Below are 17,275 nucleotides of genomic sequence, written 5' to 3'. Positions count from 1 at the left end.
CGGCGCGGAATTGAATCTATTCATATGTACACTACCATTCGGCGTTGTCAAATGAAAACGACTCCGGCCGGCAATCTCACCACCTGACGATCAATACATCCAGGACGGTCCCCATGCCCGTGTTCACCCTCGCCGCGAAGGACCTGCGCCTCCTCCTCCGCGACCCGCGCAGCGCCGTCATCCTGCTGCTGATGCCGCTCGTCCTCACGCTCGTGATGGGGCTCGCGCTCGGCGAAGGCTTCGGCGAGAAGGCCGACGACCGGCTCCGCGTCTCGGTCGTGCTCCTCGACGGCGGCCTCCCCGCGAAGGCCGGCCGCACCTTCCCCGCGAAGCCGTGGTCGGAGCTGGTGCTGGACGACCTCGCCGCCGACCCCGACGGCACCGGCGGCGGCATCCGCGTCGAGGTGATCGGCACCCGCGAGGAGGCCGAGAAGCTGGTCGCCCGCGGGAAGCGGCCGGCGGTGCTGGTCTTCGAGCGCGAGTTCAGCGACCGCATGGACCGGGCCTCGTTCCTGGCCGCGCCGGGGTTCGAGCCGGTCAACCCGCTCGGCCGCGACGGCGTGGTCCAGGAGCGCGTCGGCCTCACCGTGCTGCGCGACCCGACGCAGCCGACGGCGTCCGCGGTCATCGAGCAGGTGGCGCAGGTGTCGATGTTCCGCGTGGTGATCCCGTACATGATCGGCCAGGCGTTCGCCCGCGTCGGCGACGACCGGTTCATGGAGCACCTCGCCGAGGGGCTGAAGGAGCGGAAGCCGCTGCCGCCCGACGTGCTGGTGCAGCTCGACCCGACGGTGCAGAAGCTCCTTGCGGCGTTGCTCGCGGACCCGAAGTTCGACGCCATGCTGCGGCGCGAGTTCGGCCTGTTCACGAACACGATCAAGGGGCAGATGCCGCAGTTCCGCCGGCTGGTGAGCGAGGCGTTCCGCGACCGCGAGGTCGCAGCGCGCGTCGGCAAGGACGTGTCGATCGGCGAGGTGATGACGCCGGCGGTCCGCGCCGAGGTGGGGCCGGGGGTGAAGGCCGGCGTCGGCGAGTTGTTCCCGAGCTACGACTTCACCGCGCTGACCTGGCAGCAGCTCACCCGCACCGGCGAGCGCGGCGGCGCGGCCGCGAACCGCGCCGTCTACGCCGACCCGGGGGCGAAGCGGTATCAGATTCTCGTGCCGCAGTTCACGGTGATGTTCGCGTTCTTCCTGGTGCTGACCGTGGGCTGGCTGTTCGTCGCGGAACGCACCCACGGCACGCTCGTGCGGCTGCGGGCGGCGCCGCTGTCACGCGGGCAGGTGCTCCTCGGCAAGCTGCTGCCGTGCCTGCTGGTGTCGCTGGTGCAGGGCGTGGTACTGTTGCTCGCGGGGCGGGTGGTGTTCGGCATGAGCTGGGGCGCCGAGCCGTGGCTGTTGCTGCCGGTGGTGGCGTCTACGTCGGCGGCCGCGGTGGGGCTGGCGATGCTGGTGGCGAGCGCGGCGAAGACCGAGACGCAAGTGGCGGTGTACGGCACGCTGCTGGTGCTGGTGCTGGGCGGCGCAAGCGGGTCGCTGATGCCGCGGGAGCTGATGCCGGAGGCGATGAAGCGCGCGAGCCAGGTGACGCCGCACGCCTGGGCGCTGGACGCGTACTCGCAACTCCTGGGGAGCCCGACGCCGGACGTGGGCGTGGTGGTGATGAGTTGTGTGGTGCTGCTGGCGTTCGGGGCGGCGTTTCTGGCGCTGGCGTGGTGGCGGCTGGATTTGACGTGACTGGGTTCCGCCGCTTGCGGCATAGCGCTGGGCGGCGCTAAGCCGCAAGCGGCGAAGCCCGGAATCAAAAGAAGAACCTCCGCCAGGGGGTGGCGGAGGCGGGGGGGAAGGTTGGGGGACGGGGGACCGGACTTGTCAGGGGACTTGCCGGGAGCGGGGGGAACACGCTCCCGTGGCCGGGCGTCAGGGGGACTCACGCCCGGCCGGCATTCTTCGTTCGGCGTCAGGCCGCGTGGGGGTGGCTCGCCTTGGGGGAAGGCTTGCCGTCGCGGCCCGGCACCGACCCGCGACTCCTTGGGGGAAGGTTGTCGCGGACGATTCTGAGTAATGCAGCGGTCGTGCCAATCGCGCCGGCCCCGTTATCGCCGCGGTCGCAACCCGCTGGTGGGAACTGAGGTTCGGGAAAAATCGCCGTCGCAATTTCGCGGTCGGAGGCCGTCGCGGGCCGAGGGTCTTTGTCATTTTTACACGGCGTTGTAAGACGTATCGCAGGAAGAATTGACACGACCCGACCGGGGCTCTCCCATGCCCGCCGACCAACTCGTCGCCGACCTCACCGCCGCACTCGACGCCATCCCGCTCATCGACCCGCACTCGCACATCGACCCGCTGGCGCCGGTGTCGAAGTCGCTCGACGACATCCTCGGCTACCACTACTACACGGAGCTGGCCCACTCCGCCGGCATGAGCCAGGAGCCGCTCGGCAAGGACGTGTCGCCGCGGGACCGCGTCCGCGCCATCGTCGGCCACATGGACCGCTACGACAACACCGCCCAGTACCGCTGGTTCCTGGACATCGCCCGCACCTTCCTCGGCTACGACGGCACCCGGATCACCGCCGGCGACGCAGACAAGCTCTTGGACGCGGCCGAGACGACGTTCGCGCAGCCGGACTGGGAGAAGCAGGTCTTCGCGAAGACGAAGCTGGAGAAGATCTTCCTCACCAACGAGTTCGACGACCCGCTCGAAGGGTTCGACACGAACGTCTACGTGCCGTGCCTGCGGACGGACTCGCTGGTCTTCCAGTTGGACCGGGCCGAAACGCGAGAGCGGCTGTTCAAGGCGACCGGGGTGCAGCTGCGCGACGCCGGCAGCCTGCGGAAGGCGCTGGCGACGCTGTTCCTGCATTTCACCCGCAAGGGGGCGAAGGCGTGCGCCATCTCCCTCCCGCCGGACTTCGAGCCGGCCCACTACGACGACGAGTACCTGTACGAGCAGATCCGCCACCACGACTGCCGCGACATCGGGCCGGGCGTGTTCTGGCTCATCGCCGAACTGTGCCGCGACTTCAAGCTGCCGTTCGACCTGATGATCGGCGTCAACCGCCGGGTGTACGTCAACGGCGTCCACCAGGGGCAGGACCTGTTCGACCAGCGGACGAGCCTGATCCAGTACAAGCGGGTGTTCAACGCCTTCCCGGAGGTGACGTTCCCGGTGTCGGTGCTGACGAGTGCCCAGAACCAGGAGCTGGTGGCGTACTCGTGGATCTTCCCGAACGTGGTGCCGAACGGGCACTGGTGGTACTCGAACGTGCCGCCCTACATCCGCAAGGACCTGGGCGAGCGCCTCAGCGCGGTGCCGAAGACGAAGCTGATCGGCTACTACTCGGACGCGTACAAGCTGGAGTTCGTGCTGCCGAAGTACGCGATGTACCGACGCATCCTGGCGACCACGCTGGCCGACGACTTCGTGCGGCCGGGGGTGCTGAGCGAGGCGGGGGCGGTGGCGCTGGGGACGCGGCTGTTGCGCGACAACGTGCGGGACACGTTCAAGGTGTAACCCGCCCCCGCAACGGCGCTCCCGACCGCGGCACCCGCCCCCGGTCCGCTCACGCCTTCACCAGCACCGCGCCCTCGCCGTTGCGGAGCGTCACGCTCGTCGCCACCGGGCCGAGCGTGCCGTCGGCGTTCACCTTGCGGTAGTTGCCGCCGAGCGCGTGCGTCGTCGCCGTCTGGGCGTTGACCGTCCCCTCGCCGACCCCCTGGGTGTAGCTCAGCGGCTTGTACAGCACCAGGGCGTTCTCGTAGTCGCGGGCGTACACCTTGTACGTCAGCGTCGGGCTCAGCGGGTCGCGGCCGGTGGCGAACTCGCGGTACGCGGCCGTCGGCAGGCCCACGTCCACCCGCACCGCCTCGCTCCAGTGCTGCGTCCACGACGTGGACGGGCTCTCGCCGCCGTAAAACATCAGGAACGTCCGGTCGGCGTCGGCCAGCAGGTAGTAGTAAGCCAGCGTCGCCAGCTGCGTCCGGGCGTCGGTCGCGCTGCCGCCGTCGCTCCGGCTGTCGATCACCAGGTACGGCGAGCCGTCGGCGGCGAGGCGGCGGGCGACGAGGTTGGCGGTGTCGCCGAACTCCGTCCAGCTGTGCGACAGCGGGCGGATCAGGAACTCCTCGATCGCCGCCGCCGCGCCCGCGGTGACGGCGTCCGCCGAGTTGCCGCCGCCAGCCGTGTTCGCCATCACCCAGTTCGGGGCAATGGCCCGGTTCACCGCCGCGATCAGCGCCCCCGAGTCGGCGCTGAACGTTGCCGTGGCTTCGAGCACCGGCGTGCCGGCGAACGGCAGCTTGCCGGTGGCGTTGTCCATGAACACGCCGTCGGCCAGCGGGTTGTTGGCGAGCAGGCGGACGTGGTACTCGGCGGCCCACTTCCGCACCGCCGAGCCGCTCGGGTTCGTGACGAACCGCATCTGCCCGTAGTACGGGTAGAACAGCCGCGACTCGTACACGAATCGCGCGTCCTTGCCGGCGGCGCGGGCGGCGTACTCGGCGTCGTTCAGGTAGCCGTCGCCGTTGCGGTCGGCGCTGTAGTCGAAGGCGGGGATCACGCCCGCCTGCGTGCCGGCGGCGCGGACGTAGTCGCGGCCGAACACCGTCTTCAGCTGCGCCGCCTGGGCCGCGGTGCCGGTCGTCACGCGGAAGCGGACGTAGTACTGCCGGTCGCCGCCGCCCACCGTCGCCGTCTTCCAGTCGGCCGGCGGGTCGAAGGTGACGCCGCCGGAGCGCTTCATGCCGGCGGTGCCGTCCTGGAGCGTCGTCAGCGTCTTCCACGCCGTCGGGTTCCCGGCCGCGTCCACCGCCGTCACGTACTCCCACACGCCGCCCCACCCGGCCTGCGGGAGCGTGGCGAGCGTCACGTTCAGCTCGCGGAACTTCTCCAGCGACCCGAGCGCCGTCCACGCGCCGGCGCCGCCGAAGTTCAGGTTCGTGCCGGCGCCGCCGCGCGACGCCGACGTGACGTTCTTCGTGGCCGCGCCGTCGAACTGGTAGGCGCTCCACAGCCACGTCACCGGCTGCGACGACGGGCTGGTGCCGACGAAGGTCGTGGCCTGCGAGACGTGGTAGAACGCCTGCTCCCGCGGCGCCCCGACGCGGTCGGCGTACTCGACCCAGTCGGCGAGGAGCCCCTGGTACAGGTTCGACACGTTGCTGTAGAGCAGCTGCGGCGTGTCCGGCGACGCGTTGTTCACGGTCTGCATGAACTTCGCGTTCGGGATGACCACGTCGACGCCGGTGCGGAGCAGGCTCTGCTCGTAGGCGCCCATCGGGTTGCCGGTGTACGCCAGCTGCGCGACGCGGACGTGGGCGAACTTCCGCGGGATCGTCGGCTTCGGCACCGGGTCGTTGTCCGGGTTCGTCACGGCGAACACGCGGTCCACGCTGCCGACGTTGCCGCCGGCGTCGAACGCCCGCACGGTGAGCGTGTGGCTGCCGTTCAGGACCGTGGTGCTGTCGAACGTCCACTCCGCGGGGCTCGTGGACGAGGCGTAGCGCACCTGCCCGTTCAGCACGAACTCGATCCGCGTCGGGCTGCCGGTGGCTGCGGCGCGGAAGACGATGTCGCCGCCCGTGCTGCCGTTCGTGTAGATCATGCCGGTGATGGTGACGACCGGCCCCGCGGCCGCGCTCGCGGGGCGCGCCTCGAAGTCGTCGAACGCCACGGTGCCGGAGTACAGCTTCGGGCGGGCCACGCCCGCGCGGCCGGCGGCGGTGATGCTGCCGTCGCGGACCTCGAGCGCGAAGTCGGGCGTGCTCGACCACGCCCCCGCGGGCGTGAGCCACTGGCGGGTGTCCGTGCGGTACAGCTGGACGCGCAGCCGGTCGCCCTCGGCGGTGAGGCGGACGCGGACCCACTGCGTCGTGAACCACGCCGCCGACTTCACCGTGCCGAGCGTCGTCTCGACGCCGTTCACCACCTTGACGAGCTTCGCCTCCAGCCCGCGGACGGCGCTCACGGCGTAGTACGTCGGCGTGGCCGTGTCGAGGTTCGTGCCGCGCGCGAACACCTGGGCCGGGATGATGCCGTCGAGATAGAGCGCGGCCGAGGTGTCCACGTCGGCCGGCAGCGCGGCGTCGCTCCAGGCGCGGGCGGCGCTGACGGAGCCGCCGGTCGAGGCGAAGCCGTTGGCGGGGCTGTTCGCCCGTGCGGCCGACGCGGTGAACACGCCGCTGCCGTCGGCCGACCAGCTCGACCAGCCCGCCGGCCGCGCCCCAGTGGCGGTGGCGTCGAAGTTCTGGCTGACGCTCACGACCGGCGGCACCGGTGGCGGGGCCGGCGGGATGACCGTGAAGTCGTCGAGCGACACGTTCCCCGAGTAGCGGGCGGCGCGGCCGACGCCGACCGAGCCGCCTCCGGTGATGGTTGTCGAGGTGACGACGGCGTCGGTCGGCGCCGACTGCCACGTCCCCGTCTTGGTGAGGTACGCGCCGGTGTCCTCGCGCTGCACGCGGAGCGCGACCGATCCGCCGGTCGGCACCAGAGTCACCGTCGCCCAGCCGCCGGAGAAGTACGACGCGCCGCCGGACGAGACGGTCCCCCGGACGGTCGGCGTGCCGGCCGTTACGTCCCACACCTCCGCCGTCATCCCGCGTGTGAGCGCGGCGGCGACGTAGGTGGGGGTGGCGGTGTCGAGGGCGGTGCCGCGCACAATCAGCAGCGTCGGCACGAGTGTGTCGAGCTTCACGCGGAACGAGGCGCCGGTGTCGGCCGACACGACCGCCGCCTGCCACGCCCGGCCGGTGCTGAGGCTCGTGCCGGTCGAAACGGCGCCGGGCGTGCCGTCGACGCCGGCGCCGGCCACGACGGAGAACACGTCGCCGCCGGCGGACTCGGCCCAGGCGGCGCCGAGGGTGGGGCCGGGGGTGTCGAACGTGTCGGTGAGGCCGGAGGGAACGTCGCGCTCTTCCAGCGCGTGAACGGACAGGCGCGTGCGGCTGGTGCCGGCAACGACGGGCATAGGGTCGTTCCTCAACGGTGTCGGTCTGGCCCGGTGGCCGGGTCCGGCGCGGGGGCCGGACCGTCCGTGACGGCACGAGTGCCGGAGTGGGATCGACCGGCCGGCCGGCGGCGCGGGACGAATTGCGCGGCGAAGTGCCGCGGGCCGGGAGGGGGGCGGCGTCAGCACCCGGAGGACGGGCGCGACGGGCGGAACGGGAACGACTTCACTTCAGCGCGGGGCCAGTAAATCCCGGACGGCGCCGAGGCCGCCGGCCCCGTCGGCGGGGGCGTCGAGGTACAGCCACTCGCCGGTTTCGCTGGTCGTGCCGGCCCGGCGGCGGAAGGCGGCCGCGAGGTCGTCGCGCGCCGCAGGTGTCGCCGGTTGGGCCAGGAGGCGGACGGTCGGGTCGGCCGTGACGGTCAGGCCGGCGGCGACGGCCCGCACCTTCGCCAGCCCCTTCTGCCAGTCCGCCTTGCCGCCGAGCGTCAGCAGCAGGCCCACGGACTTCTTGTTCGCCCAGTCGGCGGAATCGGTCAGCAGCCACGCCGCGGCGTCGGCGGGGATCGCTTCCGTGAGCGACGCACGCATGCGGGGCGACAGGCCGCCGGGCGTGAGGTCGCGCTCCGACCAGCCGAACAGCCACACGGTGTCGGCGGCCTTCGTGAGCTTCAGCGGGAGGGCGCCGAACTCGGCGACGTAGTGCGGCGGGCTGCCGGTCGCGGGGCGCTTCGCCTTCAGCGCGTCGAGGAACTTCGCCTCGTCCGGCACCGGGCTCCGCAGCACGAGCGCGACGGCGAGCCGCAGGTCGGACAGGTCGGCGTCGGGAACGTTGGCGCCGGCGGCGACGTGATCGATGTTCGGCAGCGCCACCCCGCCCTGGCCGAGCGCCGCGAGCGCGGCCGCGGGGACGCCGGCCTTCGTGAGCACGTCGAACGGGCTCTGCCCGGTCCGCTTGGCGTGCTCGACGACCGGCGACACCTGCACCGCGAGCACGACGTTGGCGTCGGCCGGCAGGTAGTCGAGGCCGCGGAGCAGCGCCGGCGGCACGGGCGTGCCGATCGGCGGCGGCGGGGGCGGCGGGTCGGCGGGCTGGGGGAAAGGCGTGTTCAGCACCCAGTACACGAAGCCGAGGCCGAGGAGGATCGCCAGCCCGAGCGCGACCGGCAGATTCCAGCTCCGCGGTGGCGGTTCGGGCGCGGGAGCGGGATGGGCGGGGGCGGTTTCGCGGCCGCGGACGGGGACGGTTTCGCCGCAGCGCGGGCAGCCGACGCGGCCCTCGGGCGGCGGCTCGAACGAGGCGTTGCAGAACGGGCAGGAAATCCGCGGCACCGGGGAGCCTCCGGAGGACACCCCCCAGTGTACGCCCGGTGCCCGCGGTGCGGCTCACGCGAACCCGTGCTGCCGGCGGTGGTACGGCCCCTCGAAGTCGATGGTGCTCTTGAACCGCTCGTGCCGCCCGTCGCCGGCCTGCGGCCGCACCTTCGCCAGGAGCGCCGTCAACTCGGCCGGCTCGAACGGCCGGTACTCGCGCGCGATCCGCAGGTTCTGCCGCAGCACCTCCATCGAGTCGATGCCCGTCACCAGCGACGCGATCGGCTGCGACAGCGCGAAGCGGATGCACTCCTCGACCGTGGCCACCTTGTCCTTGACGATCTTGCCGCCGCCGCCCTCCTTGCTGCCGCCGCCCAGACTCTTCATGCCGATCACGCCGGCGCCGATCTTTGTCGCCGCGGGGATCACGTCCTTGGCGAAGCTGCGGTAGAACTGGTCGCACACGTTGATCGGCATCTGCACCGTCTGCCAAGTGTGGACCGGCATCATCTTCAGGTGGATGTGCGGGCTCTTGTGGCCGGTGAAGCCGACGAACCGCACCTTCCCCTCCTTCTGAATCTTCAGCAGCTCTTCCAGCCCGCCCTGCTCGACGACCCACTCGGGGTCGTTGTCAAAATTGATCTCGTGCATCTGCATCAGGTCGATCGTCTCGGTGCGCAACCGGCGGAGGCTGTCTTCCACCTGCGACCGCACGGCGCGGGCGTCGCGGGCGCACACCTTGGTCATCAGGAAGCACGCCTTCCGCCACTTGCCGCCGTCGGCGGCCAGCGCGCGACCCATGATCTCCTCGGCGCCGCCGTCGTGGTAGTCCCAGCAGTTGTCGAAGAACGTCAGCCCCTCGCCGAGGGCCGTGTGCATGATGCGGATGGCCTCGTTCTGGTCCTTCACGTCGCCGACGTGCCAACCCCCGAGGGCGAGGATCGACACGTTGACGCCGGTGCGGCCGAGCGGCCGGGTGGGCAGGCCGGTGGCGGTGGCGGGCTGACCGGCCGCGTCGGCGGCGAGGGCCGCGGCAGCGGCGGTGGCGGCGACGCCGGCCTGGAGGAAGTCGCGGCGCGTTTCGTCGGCGGGGAGGTCGGCCATGACGGGCTCCGGTGGGGGAGGGCGGACAGCGGCCAGAATACCGCAACCGCCGCGCCGTGGCACGCGCCGATTCTCTCGTCCGCGGTTGATTGTGGCAGCCGCCCGCGCGGCGGGTTACGATGCCACACCCGCCCGCGCCCCGTCCGGACGCACCCATGAAGCGCCTCGCACTCCTCGCCGTCGTCGCGCTCGCCGGCCCCGCCCCGGCCCAGGACCGCACGCCCGTCCGCCTCATCGCCGAGGCGGAAGACTTCACCCCGAAGTCGCCCGGGTGGAAGGTCGTGCCGTACCGCGAGAACTACTTCGCCGGCACGTTCGCCGTCACCTTCCTGTCGCGGATGGCGTGCCTCGGCGCCCCCGAGCAACTCCCCGCCGGCACCGAGGCCGTCGCCGAGCAGGTGGTGAACGTGCCCTACGCCGACAGCTTCGAGTTGCTGGCGCGCTACGAGCAACCGCTGGACTTCAGCGTCGAGTTCGCGGTGGAGGTAGAGCAGGCCGGCAAGGTCGTCGGCCGCTTCCCGTGCGGCCGGCTCACCGACCCGCGTATCTGGGCGTTCAACGACCACAAGCGCGTGCCGTTCGAGCGCTACACCTGGAGCGGCACCGACAACATCGTCTGGCAGCACCCAGGCGCCGTGAGGCTCGACGCCGGCCCGGCCACGCTCCGCCTCATCGCGTCCGAACAGGCCGAGAACGGCAAGCCGCGGGCGAACGCGGCGAAGCGGCACGTCGACGTGTTGTGCCTCACCAACGACCGCGCCGGCATGGAGGCGCAGAAGAAGGCCCGCTACCTCGAATACGACGGCTGGCTCGTGCAGGACGGCGACGTGTTCGTCCGCTTCACGAACCCCGCCGACGCAGCCGCCCCGGTGGTGCCGGTCGTCGCGCCGTTCGACCAGGGGCAGCACTCGCCGTACTACGTCCACGTCCGCGACTGGCCGACCACGCACGTCCTGAAGTCGGGCCGCGCCACCACGCCGGCGAAGTACGCCATCCACGGCCCGCGCTCGGAGGCGGTGAAGGCCGCCGACTTGGCCCCGCTGCTGCCCCCCACGGCGATCATCCCCGACGGCGAGTACCTGAAGCCCGGCGAGCGCAGCGGCTGGGTGCCGCTCGGGCCGTGCCTCGACGCGCTGAGCGACTCGCAATGGTTCCCGCAGGCGAAGTACCTGGGCAAGGCGCCGGGCGAGGTGTATCTCCGCGTCGAGTTCGCGGTGCCCGACAAGGGCACGTTCAAGGTCGTGAAGGACGTGACAGTCAAGGGCAAGACCGCGAACCTGTCGCCGGCGTGCTTCGACATCCCGGGTGTCGTGAACCCGAACGCGGAACTCACGCACATCCGCGCCGAGCGCTACTGGCCGGCGGCCATCCGCACGCAGAAGGAGGTGCTCGACTGGCTCAACGCCGAGGTGGCGAAGTTCCCGAAGCGCGGCTCGGTGCCGAAGCGGTTCCTCGTCTACAACCTGCTCGGCTTCAGCGGCGCGCTCGACGCCTTCCCCGAGGCGAAGCATCTGGCGACCGCGCTCGGCGACAACACGGCCGTGAACCACGGCGGCCAGCCGCGGGCGCTCGTCGCCCACTGGACCGACCCGAAGGTGGAAGCGCTAAAGAAGCAGGAAGCGGCGCGCAAGGGCGGCCTCTCGGACGTGAAGATCGTCAGCTACGGCGACGAGATCCACCTGCCGCCGCTGCCGCTGACGGACGCCGAGTTCGGCCAGTGGCTGACCGCCCGCGGCGTGAAGTACAACGGCGCCGTGAAGTTCGTGCCGGGGGAGAAGGTGCACCCGCTGTACTACTACTCGCAGCTGGCCGCCCGTGAGAAGGGCGGCGCGATGTACGCCGCCGGCACCGCGTACCTGAAGTCGAAGGGCGTGCTGACCGGCGCCAACTACTCGCCGCACGCCAACTTCCTGGTCACCGAGATCGACTACGTCCGCACGTTCAAGCTGAAGGCGATGAGCATGCCGTGGGCGGAGGACTACGCCTGGCAGATCGCCGAGTTCAGCCCGCAGGTGGTCGGCTACCTGACCAGCGCCCTCCGCTGCGGGGCGAAGTACGACGACCTGCCGATCCACATGTACGTGATGCCGCACTCGCCGGGCCAGGTGCCGGGCGAGTTCCGCCGCAGCTTCTACACCGCGGTCGGGCACGGGGCGAAGATGGTGAACTACTTCTGCGCCAGCCCGTCGGCGGTGGGGTCCACGGAGAACTACGTCGATTCCTACGACCTGCCGATGTGGAAGCAGATTCACGCCTGCACCCACGACGCCGGCACGTTCGAGGACTACGTGATGGACGGCAAGGTCCGCCCGGCGAAGGTCGGGCTCCTGCTGTCCAGCGTGGACGACCTCATCACCGGCGTGAACAACTTCAGCCTGGCCCTGCACAACAACGAGCGGAAGGCGATCTACTACGCCCTGCGCCACGCCAACATCCCGGTCGACTTCGTGACCGAGGACGACATCATCGAAGGGCGTGCGAGGAATTACCAGCTCATCTACGTGACGCAGCAGTACCTCCACTCGCGCTGCATCGACGCCCTCCAGAAGTGGTGCGAGGCGGGCGGTACTGTTGCGGCGCTGTGCGGCGGCGGGATGAAGGACGAGTTCCAGCGCGAGAACCCCGCCGCGGCCCGGCTCTACGGCGCCACCGGCGCGAAGATCGACGCCGACCCGCAGCTGGTGTCGCGCTACCTGCGAAAGGAGAACACGCCGTTCTTCGCCAAGCACGACCTGCCGCGGTACGAGCCGTTCGACGCGGCGAGCTGGCTCAAAATCAAGGACGTGCCGGTGATCGCCTGGAAGCAACCGCTCACCCTGCTCCCCGGTGTCCCGGGCGGGGAAGCGCTCGGCACCTTCCGCGACGGCTCGCCGGCGGTCGTCGGCAAGGCCCACGGGAAGGGCGGGGCGTTCTTGTGCGGGTTCCTCCCGGGACAGGCGTACCTCAAAAGTGGGTTGCCGCTGAGGCCGGTGGACCGCGGGGCGTCGGCGGACGGCTTCTCCCACCACCTCCCGACCGTGATGGACGCCGGCCTCCGGGATCAACTGCTGCTCGACGGCATGCGGGGCGAGCGGGAGGTGCTTCGCCCCGTGGTCGTGTCCGCGCCACTGGTCGAGACGACCGTGATCGACTCGCCGACGAAGATGGCCGTGACGCTCGTGAACTGGACGCCAACGCCGCAGAAGTCGGTGACGGTGACGATCCGCGACACGCCGCGGCCCGTCGCCGTGCGGAGCGTCCAGCGCGGGGAACTGAAGTTCGAGATGCGCAACAACGACGTGGTGATCGCGCTACCGCTCGACGCCGCCGACATGCTTCTGATCGACCGCTGATGAGTATCCGCCGCGTGGTTTTCAGGCCGAAGGCCTGGCAGCCCTCAGCCCAGGGCAACGCCCTGGGTACGGGGTGCGAATGACGTTGCAGGCTGAAGGCCTGCCAGCCGGCTGGCAGGCCTTCAGCCTGCTGGGTGGTTGGATACCCCGTCCCAGGGCGGCGGTCGCTACGCTCCCTTGCCCTGGGCTGAGGGCTGCCAGGCCTTCGGCCTGAGAACCAAGACACCAACTTTCCTTTAACTCGCGGACGGCACCATGAAACTCCCCTACCTCCTCGCGCTGCTCGCCACCGCCGCGGTGCCGGCGGCCGCCGGCACCGCGCAGCCGCCGGCGCCGCCGTTCGCGTACCTGCCCTGCACCGCGTACCACGTCCTCCCCGGCACCCACACCGACGAGTCCGGCTACTTCTCGCTGTGCGAAGGGAAGGACGGCAAGGTCTACATCGGCACCGCCGCCTACGGCCTCAACGCCTACCTCATCGAGTTCGACCCGAAGACGAACCGCCAGCGCATCGTCGTGGACGTGAACAACACCCTCGGCGTGGCGACGCCCCCGGCCGACCGGCCGAGCTTCGCCATGCAGTCGAAGATCCACACCCGCAACTACGTGTCGCCGTCCGGCGTCATCTACGTCGGCAGCAAGCAGGGCTACCGCCGCGGGCCGGCCGACACCGCCGACTACCCCGGCGGGTTCGTCATCAGCTTCGACCCGAAAACCGGCAAGGCGACGAACCTGGGCATGCCGTACAAGGGCGAGGGTGTCAACGACGTGACCGCCGACGAGGCCCGCGGGCTGGCCTACGTGGTGACGTGCGAGGACCACCACTGGGTGATCGAAGACCTGAAGACGAAGACGTTCCGCGAGCCCGACCCGAGCCTGCGCCTCACGCCTTACGCCCAGACCCTGCTGGATCACAAGGGCCGCGCCGTCGTGCTGACGAAGGACTTCCGCCTCGCCCGCTTCGACCCGGCCGCGAACAAGCTGGAGGTGCGCGAGCTGGCGTCGGACGGGAAGCCGGTCGGCACCGCGGCCGACAAGCTCGGCCCGGTCTGCTGGGCGTCCACCGCCGACGGCAAGGCGGCTTACCTCATCCGCATGTCGGACTCCACCCTGTTCCGCCTCGACCTCGCCGCGGAGGGGGCAAAGACGCCGGTGGCCGACCTCGGGCCGCTCCTCAAGGGGAAGGGCTTCGACAGCCGCGGGTCGCTGATCGTGGGGCACGACGGCAAGGTGTACGCGCTGATCCGCGTGGACAACACGACCGGCTACGGCACCGGCTACCTGCACCACCTGGTGAGCTACGACCCGGCGACGAAGGCGCCGAAGGACCACGGCGTGCTGACGGTGCGGAACCCGGACTGGTTCGACTTTCGCCCCGGGCCGGACGGCAAGGCGAAGCCGTGGAGCCACGGGTTCCACAAGCTGCCGGACGGGACGTACACGCCGCTGCACGCGCACATGGCGCTGTACATGGCCCGCGACGGGACCCTGTACGCCACGGTGATTTACCCGTTCACGCTGCTGAAGATCGACGTGCGCGACTACCGGCGGTGAGCGTCACGGCGCCTTCATCACGTACGGCGTGGCGCCGGGCGGGTCGAGCTTCATGCCGCCCCACACCCGCACGCGGCCGGTGCGGTCCACGGTCGCCAGGTCCTTGCCGTCGGGGCTCCACGACGTGGCCACGACCGGCCCGCCGTGGTCGGTGATCTTCACGGCCTGCTTCGGCGGCGTGCGGCCGAACCGGTCGCCGGGGTGCCACAGGGTTACCGAGCCGTCCAGGTGGCCGACGGCGAGGACGTTGCCGTCCTTGCCGAAGTCCAGGTCGGCCGCCGGCGGCTGGTTCTCCTCCGGCTCCAGCTTGGTGGCCCGCTGGCCGTCCCAGAAGCCGAACTTGCCGTCGGCCCCGAGCGCCGCGTACCGCGACTCGAAGGCGCTCGCCCCGACCGCCGCCTTCGTGTACTCGCGGATCGGCCCCTCCAGCGGCGACGCGCCGACGCCGCCGGTCTCTCCCTCCCAGACCGTGACGCCGCGGTTGGCGACGACCGCCGCCACGCGCCGGTGCTTTAGCTGCGAGGGGAACGCCAGGATCGGCCCCTCGGCCATCAGCGTCCGGTTGGTCTTCCAGTCGCCGAAGCTCTGCCACTCGCGGACGGTGTTCCCGCTCGCGGCCAGTAGCTCCGGGAAGATGTGGTCGGAGAAGGTGACCGCGTCGACCCGGCCGGCGAACGTCCGCTGCCCCTTCCCCGGGCCGATAAAGCGGACCGGCAGGCCGTTGCTCCCCTTGCGCCACGCCGACACGGCCCCCTCGTCGCCGCCGGCCGCGACCCACTCGCCGTTCTTGCTCAGCGCCACCGCCGTCGGCACGTCCGTGAACCCGGGCATCTTCGGCCACCCGCTCTTCGGGACTGCCGCGCCGATGGTGACCACGAACAGGTCCTTCTTGCCGTCCATCGCCGTTACCATCGTGCCGCCGTCGGGGAAGACCAGCGGGCGGAAGCCCTTCACGCCCGTGGAGAAGCTCATCCGCTCGGCGCCGTTCACGGCCGACACGAGGGTCACGTCGCCCTCGGCAGTCACGCCCATGAGCAACTGGCCGTCGGCGGCGTAGCCGATCTCGGCGAACTGCTTCGCCAGCGTGGGGCTCTGGAACGTGCGGATTTGGGCCACCGTCTGCACCACGGGGGGGGCCAGGAACTGGTCTTCCATCCCCTTCCGGTTCTTCGTCGGCCGCGGCGTCGGGTCCGAGATGATCGGCACGACCGGCGGGGTCAAGTTGGGCACGAACGGCGCCGGCCGCGGGGTCGGCGTCGAGTTCGGCGTCGGCGTGGGGGTCGGCGTCGGCGTCGGCGTCGGGGTCTGGTCGGGCGGGGTGTTCTGAGCCGTGGTGCGGTCGCGGCCGGTGGCGAGCACGACCACCAGGATGATGAGGAGCGACGCCACCACGCCGCCGCCGGCGATCAGCCACGCCTTCACGCTCGGGCCGTCGCGCTCCTCCCGCTCGGGGCGGCGGTCGCGGTCACGGTCGCGGTCGTCGTCGCGGCGGCGCGGGCGGTCGGCGTCGGGGTCGCGGCGGACGGTGACTACCGGCCGCTTCGTCGCCGGGGGCGGCGGCGGGGCCGGCGACGCGACTACCGCCTCGACGACGGCCACCTTCGGCGGCGCGGCCGTGGCCGACGGGTTGAACACGGTGCCGCAGCGGGTGCAGCGCAGCGCCGTGGCCCCGGCCCGGAACCGCAGCGACACGCCGCACGTCGGGCACGCCACGATCTGCGGCCCCTCGACGGGCGGCGCCGCGGCGCCGGGCGCGTCCAGCTTCGCCAGCCGGACGGCGAGCTCGGCCGCGTCCTTCGGCCGGTGCTCGGGGTCGTGGGCGGCGCAGTCGCCGAGAAGCTCGATCAGCGGCTCGGGCACGTTCAGCCGCTTCAGCGTGCGGGCGAAGTCGGCGCCGGGGGCGGTGTCGAGCTTGCCGGTCAGCATCTGGTAGCCGATGACGCCCAGCGCGTGAACGTCGTCGCGCGGGTCGGGCTTCTCGCCGCGCTGCTGCTGCGGGCTGGCGTACAGCGGCGTGTGCGAGCCCCACAGCTGCGACCCGAGGTACCCGCTCGACCGGCGCGTCGCCTCCGCGGCGAGGGCCGCGTCCGCGGCGACGCCGCCGATGCCGAAGTCGGCGACGAGCAGCTGCGGGCTCGCCGCGGTGCCGCGGACGAGGATGTTCGCCGGCTTCAGGTCGCGGTGGACGAGCGGCGGCCGCAGCTGGTGGAAGTGGCCGACGGCCGCGGCGAGCGTCCGCAGCGCGGCCACGGTTTTCGACGCGCGATCGGCTGGTGTCGAGGTCTGCCAGGCGCCGATGAGCGAGCCGAGCTCGCCGCCGCTGACGTACTCGTACATCAGCCACGGGGCGTCGCCTTCGAGGTAGGCGTCGAGGAGCGGCACGATGTTGGGGTGGCGGCCCTCCTCCATGACCCGGCTGACGAGCCCGCCCTCGTGGCGGAGCAGCCGCTCGCGGGCCTGCGGGTCGGTGCCGAACTTGACGGCCCCCTTGAGCGCCGCCAGCGAGGGGTTGCGCGCCAGCCACACCTCGCCGAAGCCGCCGCTGCCGAGGAGCTCGCCGACGACCCACCCGGGCCGGCCGGGGAGCGGGTCGCCGGGGCGGAACTTCGGCAGTTTCGACGGCAGCCGGCGGGCCAGGTCGGCGCCGTCGTTCAGGGCGAACTGGTCGGGCACGGACCGGCCGGAGGGGTCTTCGGCCCGGCGGAACGAGGCGCGGACGGCGCCGGGGACCTGGGTCAGGTACAGCTCCAGCGCCGCCTTGTCGGCCGGGGTCGCGTTCTTGGCCACTTCCTGCACGACCTGCTCGGCGACCTTGCGCACCTCCTCCACGCCCGCGGCGGCGATGGCGACCACTTCCTCTCGTATTTGGTCGGACCGCTTGCGGTCGCGGAGGCGGCGGTGGGCCTCGTTGGCGATGTCGTAGACGAAGCCGCCGCCGGGGACGAGTTCGGCCAGCCCGCGCACTCCCTTCGCCACCACCGCCTCGGCGACGCACTGCATCAGGACGTACATCGGGCCGACTC

8 protein-coding genes are annotated in these 17,275 nt (G+C 71.4%); 4 read left to right on the top strand and 4 right to left on the bottom strand.

The window, feature by feature from the left end; genetic code table 11:
• Positions 1-113: 113 nt before the first annotated feature.
• Positions 114-1,736 (top strand): ABC transporter permease, encoded by a 1,623-nt coding sequence (locus ETAA1_RS26260; RefSeq protein WP_145243574.1) that lies wholly within the window; start codon positions 114-116, stop codon positions 1,734-1,736.
• 525 nt (positions 1,737-2,261) lie between these two features.
• Positions 2,262-3,515, top strand: a complete 1,254-nt coding sequence (locus ETAA1_RS26255; protein WP_145243572.1) for an amidohydrolase — start codon at positions 2,262-2,264, stop codon at positions 3,513-3,515.
• Between the two features lie 49 nt (positions 3,516-3,564).
• On the opposite strand, the gene ETAA1_RS26250 is transcribed toward ETAA1_RS26255, so the two are convergent.
• From ETAA1_RS26250 to ETAA1_RS26240, 3 genes are all read right to left on the bottom strand, one after another.
• Positions 3,565-6,969, bottom strand: a complete 3,405-nt coding sequence (locus ETAA1_RS26250; RefSeq protein WP_145243570.1) for an Ig-like domain-containing protein — start codon at positions 6,967-6,969, stop codon at positions 3,565-3,567.
• A 210-nt stretch (positions 6,970-7,179) separates the two neighbouring features.
• Positions 7,180-8,280 carry a hypothetical protein gene (locus ETAA1_RS26245; RefSeq protein WP_145243568.1) on the bottom strand — a complete coding sequence of 367 codons (1,101 nt, stop codon included), beginning with the start codon at positions 8,278-8,280 and terminating at the stop codon, positions 7,180-7,182.
• 54 nt (positions 8,281-8,334) lie between these two features.
• On the bottom strand, positions 8,335-9,366 hold the full coding sequence (locus ETAA1_RS26240; RefSeq protein WP_145243566.1) for an aldo/keto reductase: 1,032 nt from the start codon (positions 9,364-9,366) through the stop codon (positions 8,335-8,337).
• 155 nt (positions 9,367-9,521) lie between these two features.
• Here ETAA1_RS26240 and ETAA1_RS26235 point away from each other — a divergent pair, with 155 nt between their 5' ends.
• Entirely contained in the window at positions 9,522-12,698 is a 3,177-nt protein-coding gene (locus ETAA1_RS26235; protein WP_145243564.1) for a type 1 glutamine amidotransferase family protein, read from the top strand.
• A 255-nt stretch (positions 12,699-12,953) separates the two neighbouring features.
• Positions 12,954-14,252 (top strand): NHL repeat-containing protein, encoded by a 1,299-nt coding sequence (locus tag ETAA1_RS26230; RefSeq protein WP_145243562.1) that lies wholly within the window; start codon positions 12,954-12,956, stop codon positions 14,250-14,252.
• 3 nt (positions 14,253-14,255) lie between these two features.
• On the opposite strand, the gene ETAA1_RS26225 is transcribed toward ETAA1_RS26230, so the two are convergent.
• Positions 14,256-17,264: a protein kinase domain-containing protein gene (locus ETAA1_RS26225; RefSeq protein WP_202920419.1), complete on the bottom strand. Its 3,009-nt coding sequence runs from the start codon at positions 17,262-17,264 to the stop codon at positions 14,256-14,258.
• Positions 17,265-17,275 lie beyond the last annotated feature (11 nt).

The sequence above is a fragment of the Urbifossiella limnaea genome (genome assembly GCF_007747215.1).
GTDB classification, from domain to species: domain Bacteria; phylum Planctomycetota; class Planctomycetia; order Gemmatales; family Gemmataceae; genus Urbifossiella; species Urbifossiella limnaea.
This window is presented reverse-complemented; position numbering and strand designations above follow the sequence as displayed.

Bases quoted from the DNA above. Each gene is read 5' to 3' on its own strand.
- ETAA1_RS26255 (WP_145243572.1), top strand. From the start codon at position 2,262: ATGCCCGCCGACCAACTCGTCGCCGACCTCACCGCCGCACTCGACGCC.
- ETAA1_RS26230 (WP_145243562.1), top strand. From the start codon at position 12,954: ATGAAACTCCCCTACCTCCTCGCGCTGCTCGCCACCGCCGCGGTGCCG.
- ETAA1_RS26225 (WP_202920419.1), bottom strand. From the start codon at position 17,264: ATGTACGTCCTGATGCAGTGCGTCGCCGAGGCGGTGGTGGCGAAGGGA.
- ETAA1_RS26250 (WP_145243570.1), bottom strand. From the start codon at position 6,969: ATGCCCGTCGTTGCCGGCACCAGCCGCACGCGCCTGTCCGTTCACGCG.
- ETAA1_RS26260 (WP_145243574.1), top strand. From the start codon at position 114: ATGCCCGTGTTCACCCTCGCCGCGAAGGACCTGCGCCTCCTCCTCCGC.
- ETAA1_RS26240 (WP_145243566.1), bottom strand. From the start codon at position 9,366: ATGGCCGACCTCCCCGCCGACGAAACGCGCCGCGACTTCCTCCAGGCC.
- ETAA1_RS26235 (WP_145243564.1), top strand. From the start codon at position 9,522: ATGAAGCGCCTCGCACTCCTCGCCGTCGTCGCGCTCGCCGGCCCCGCC.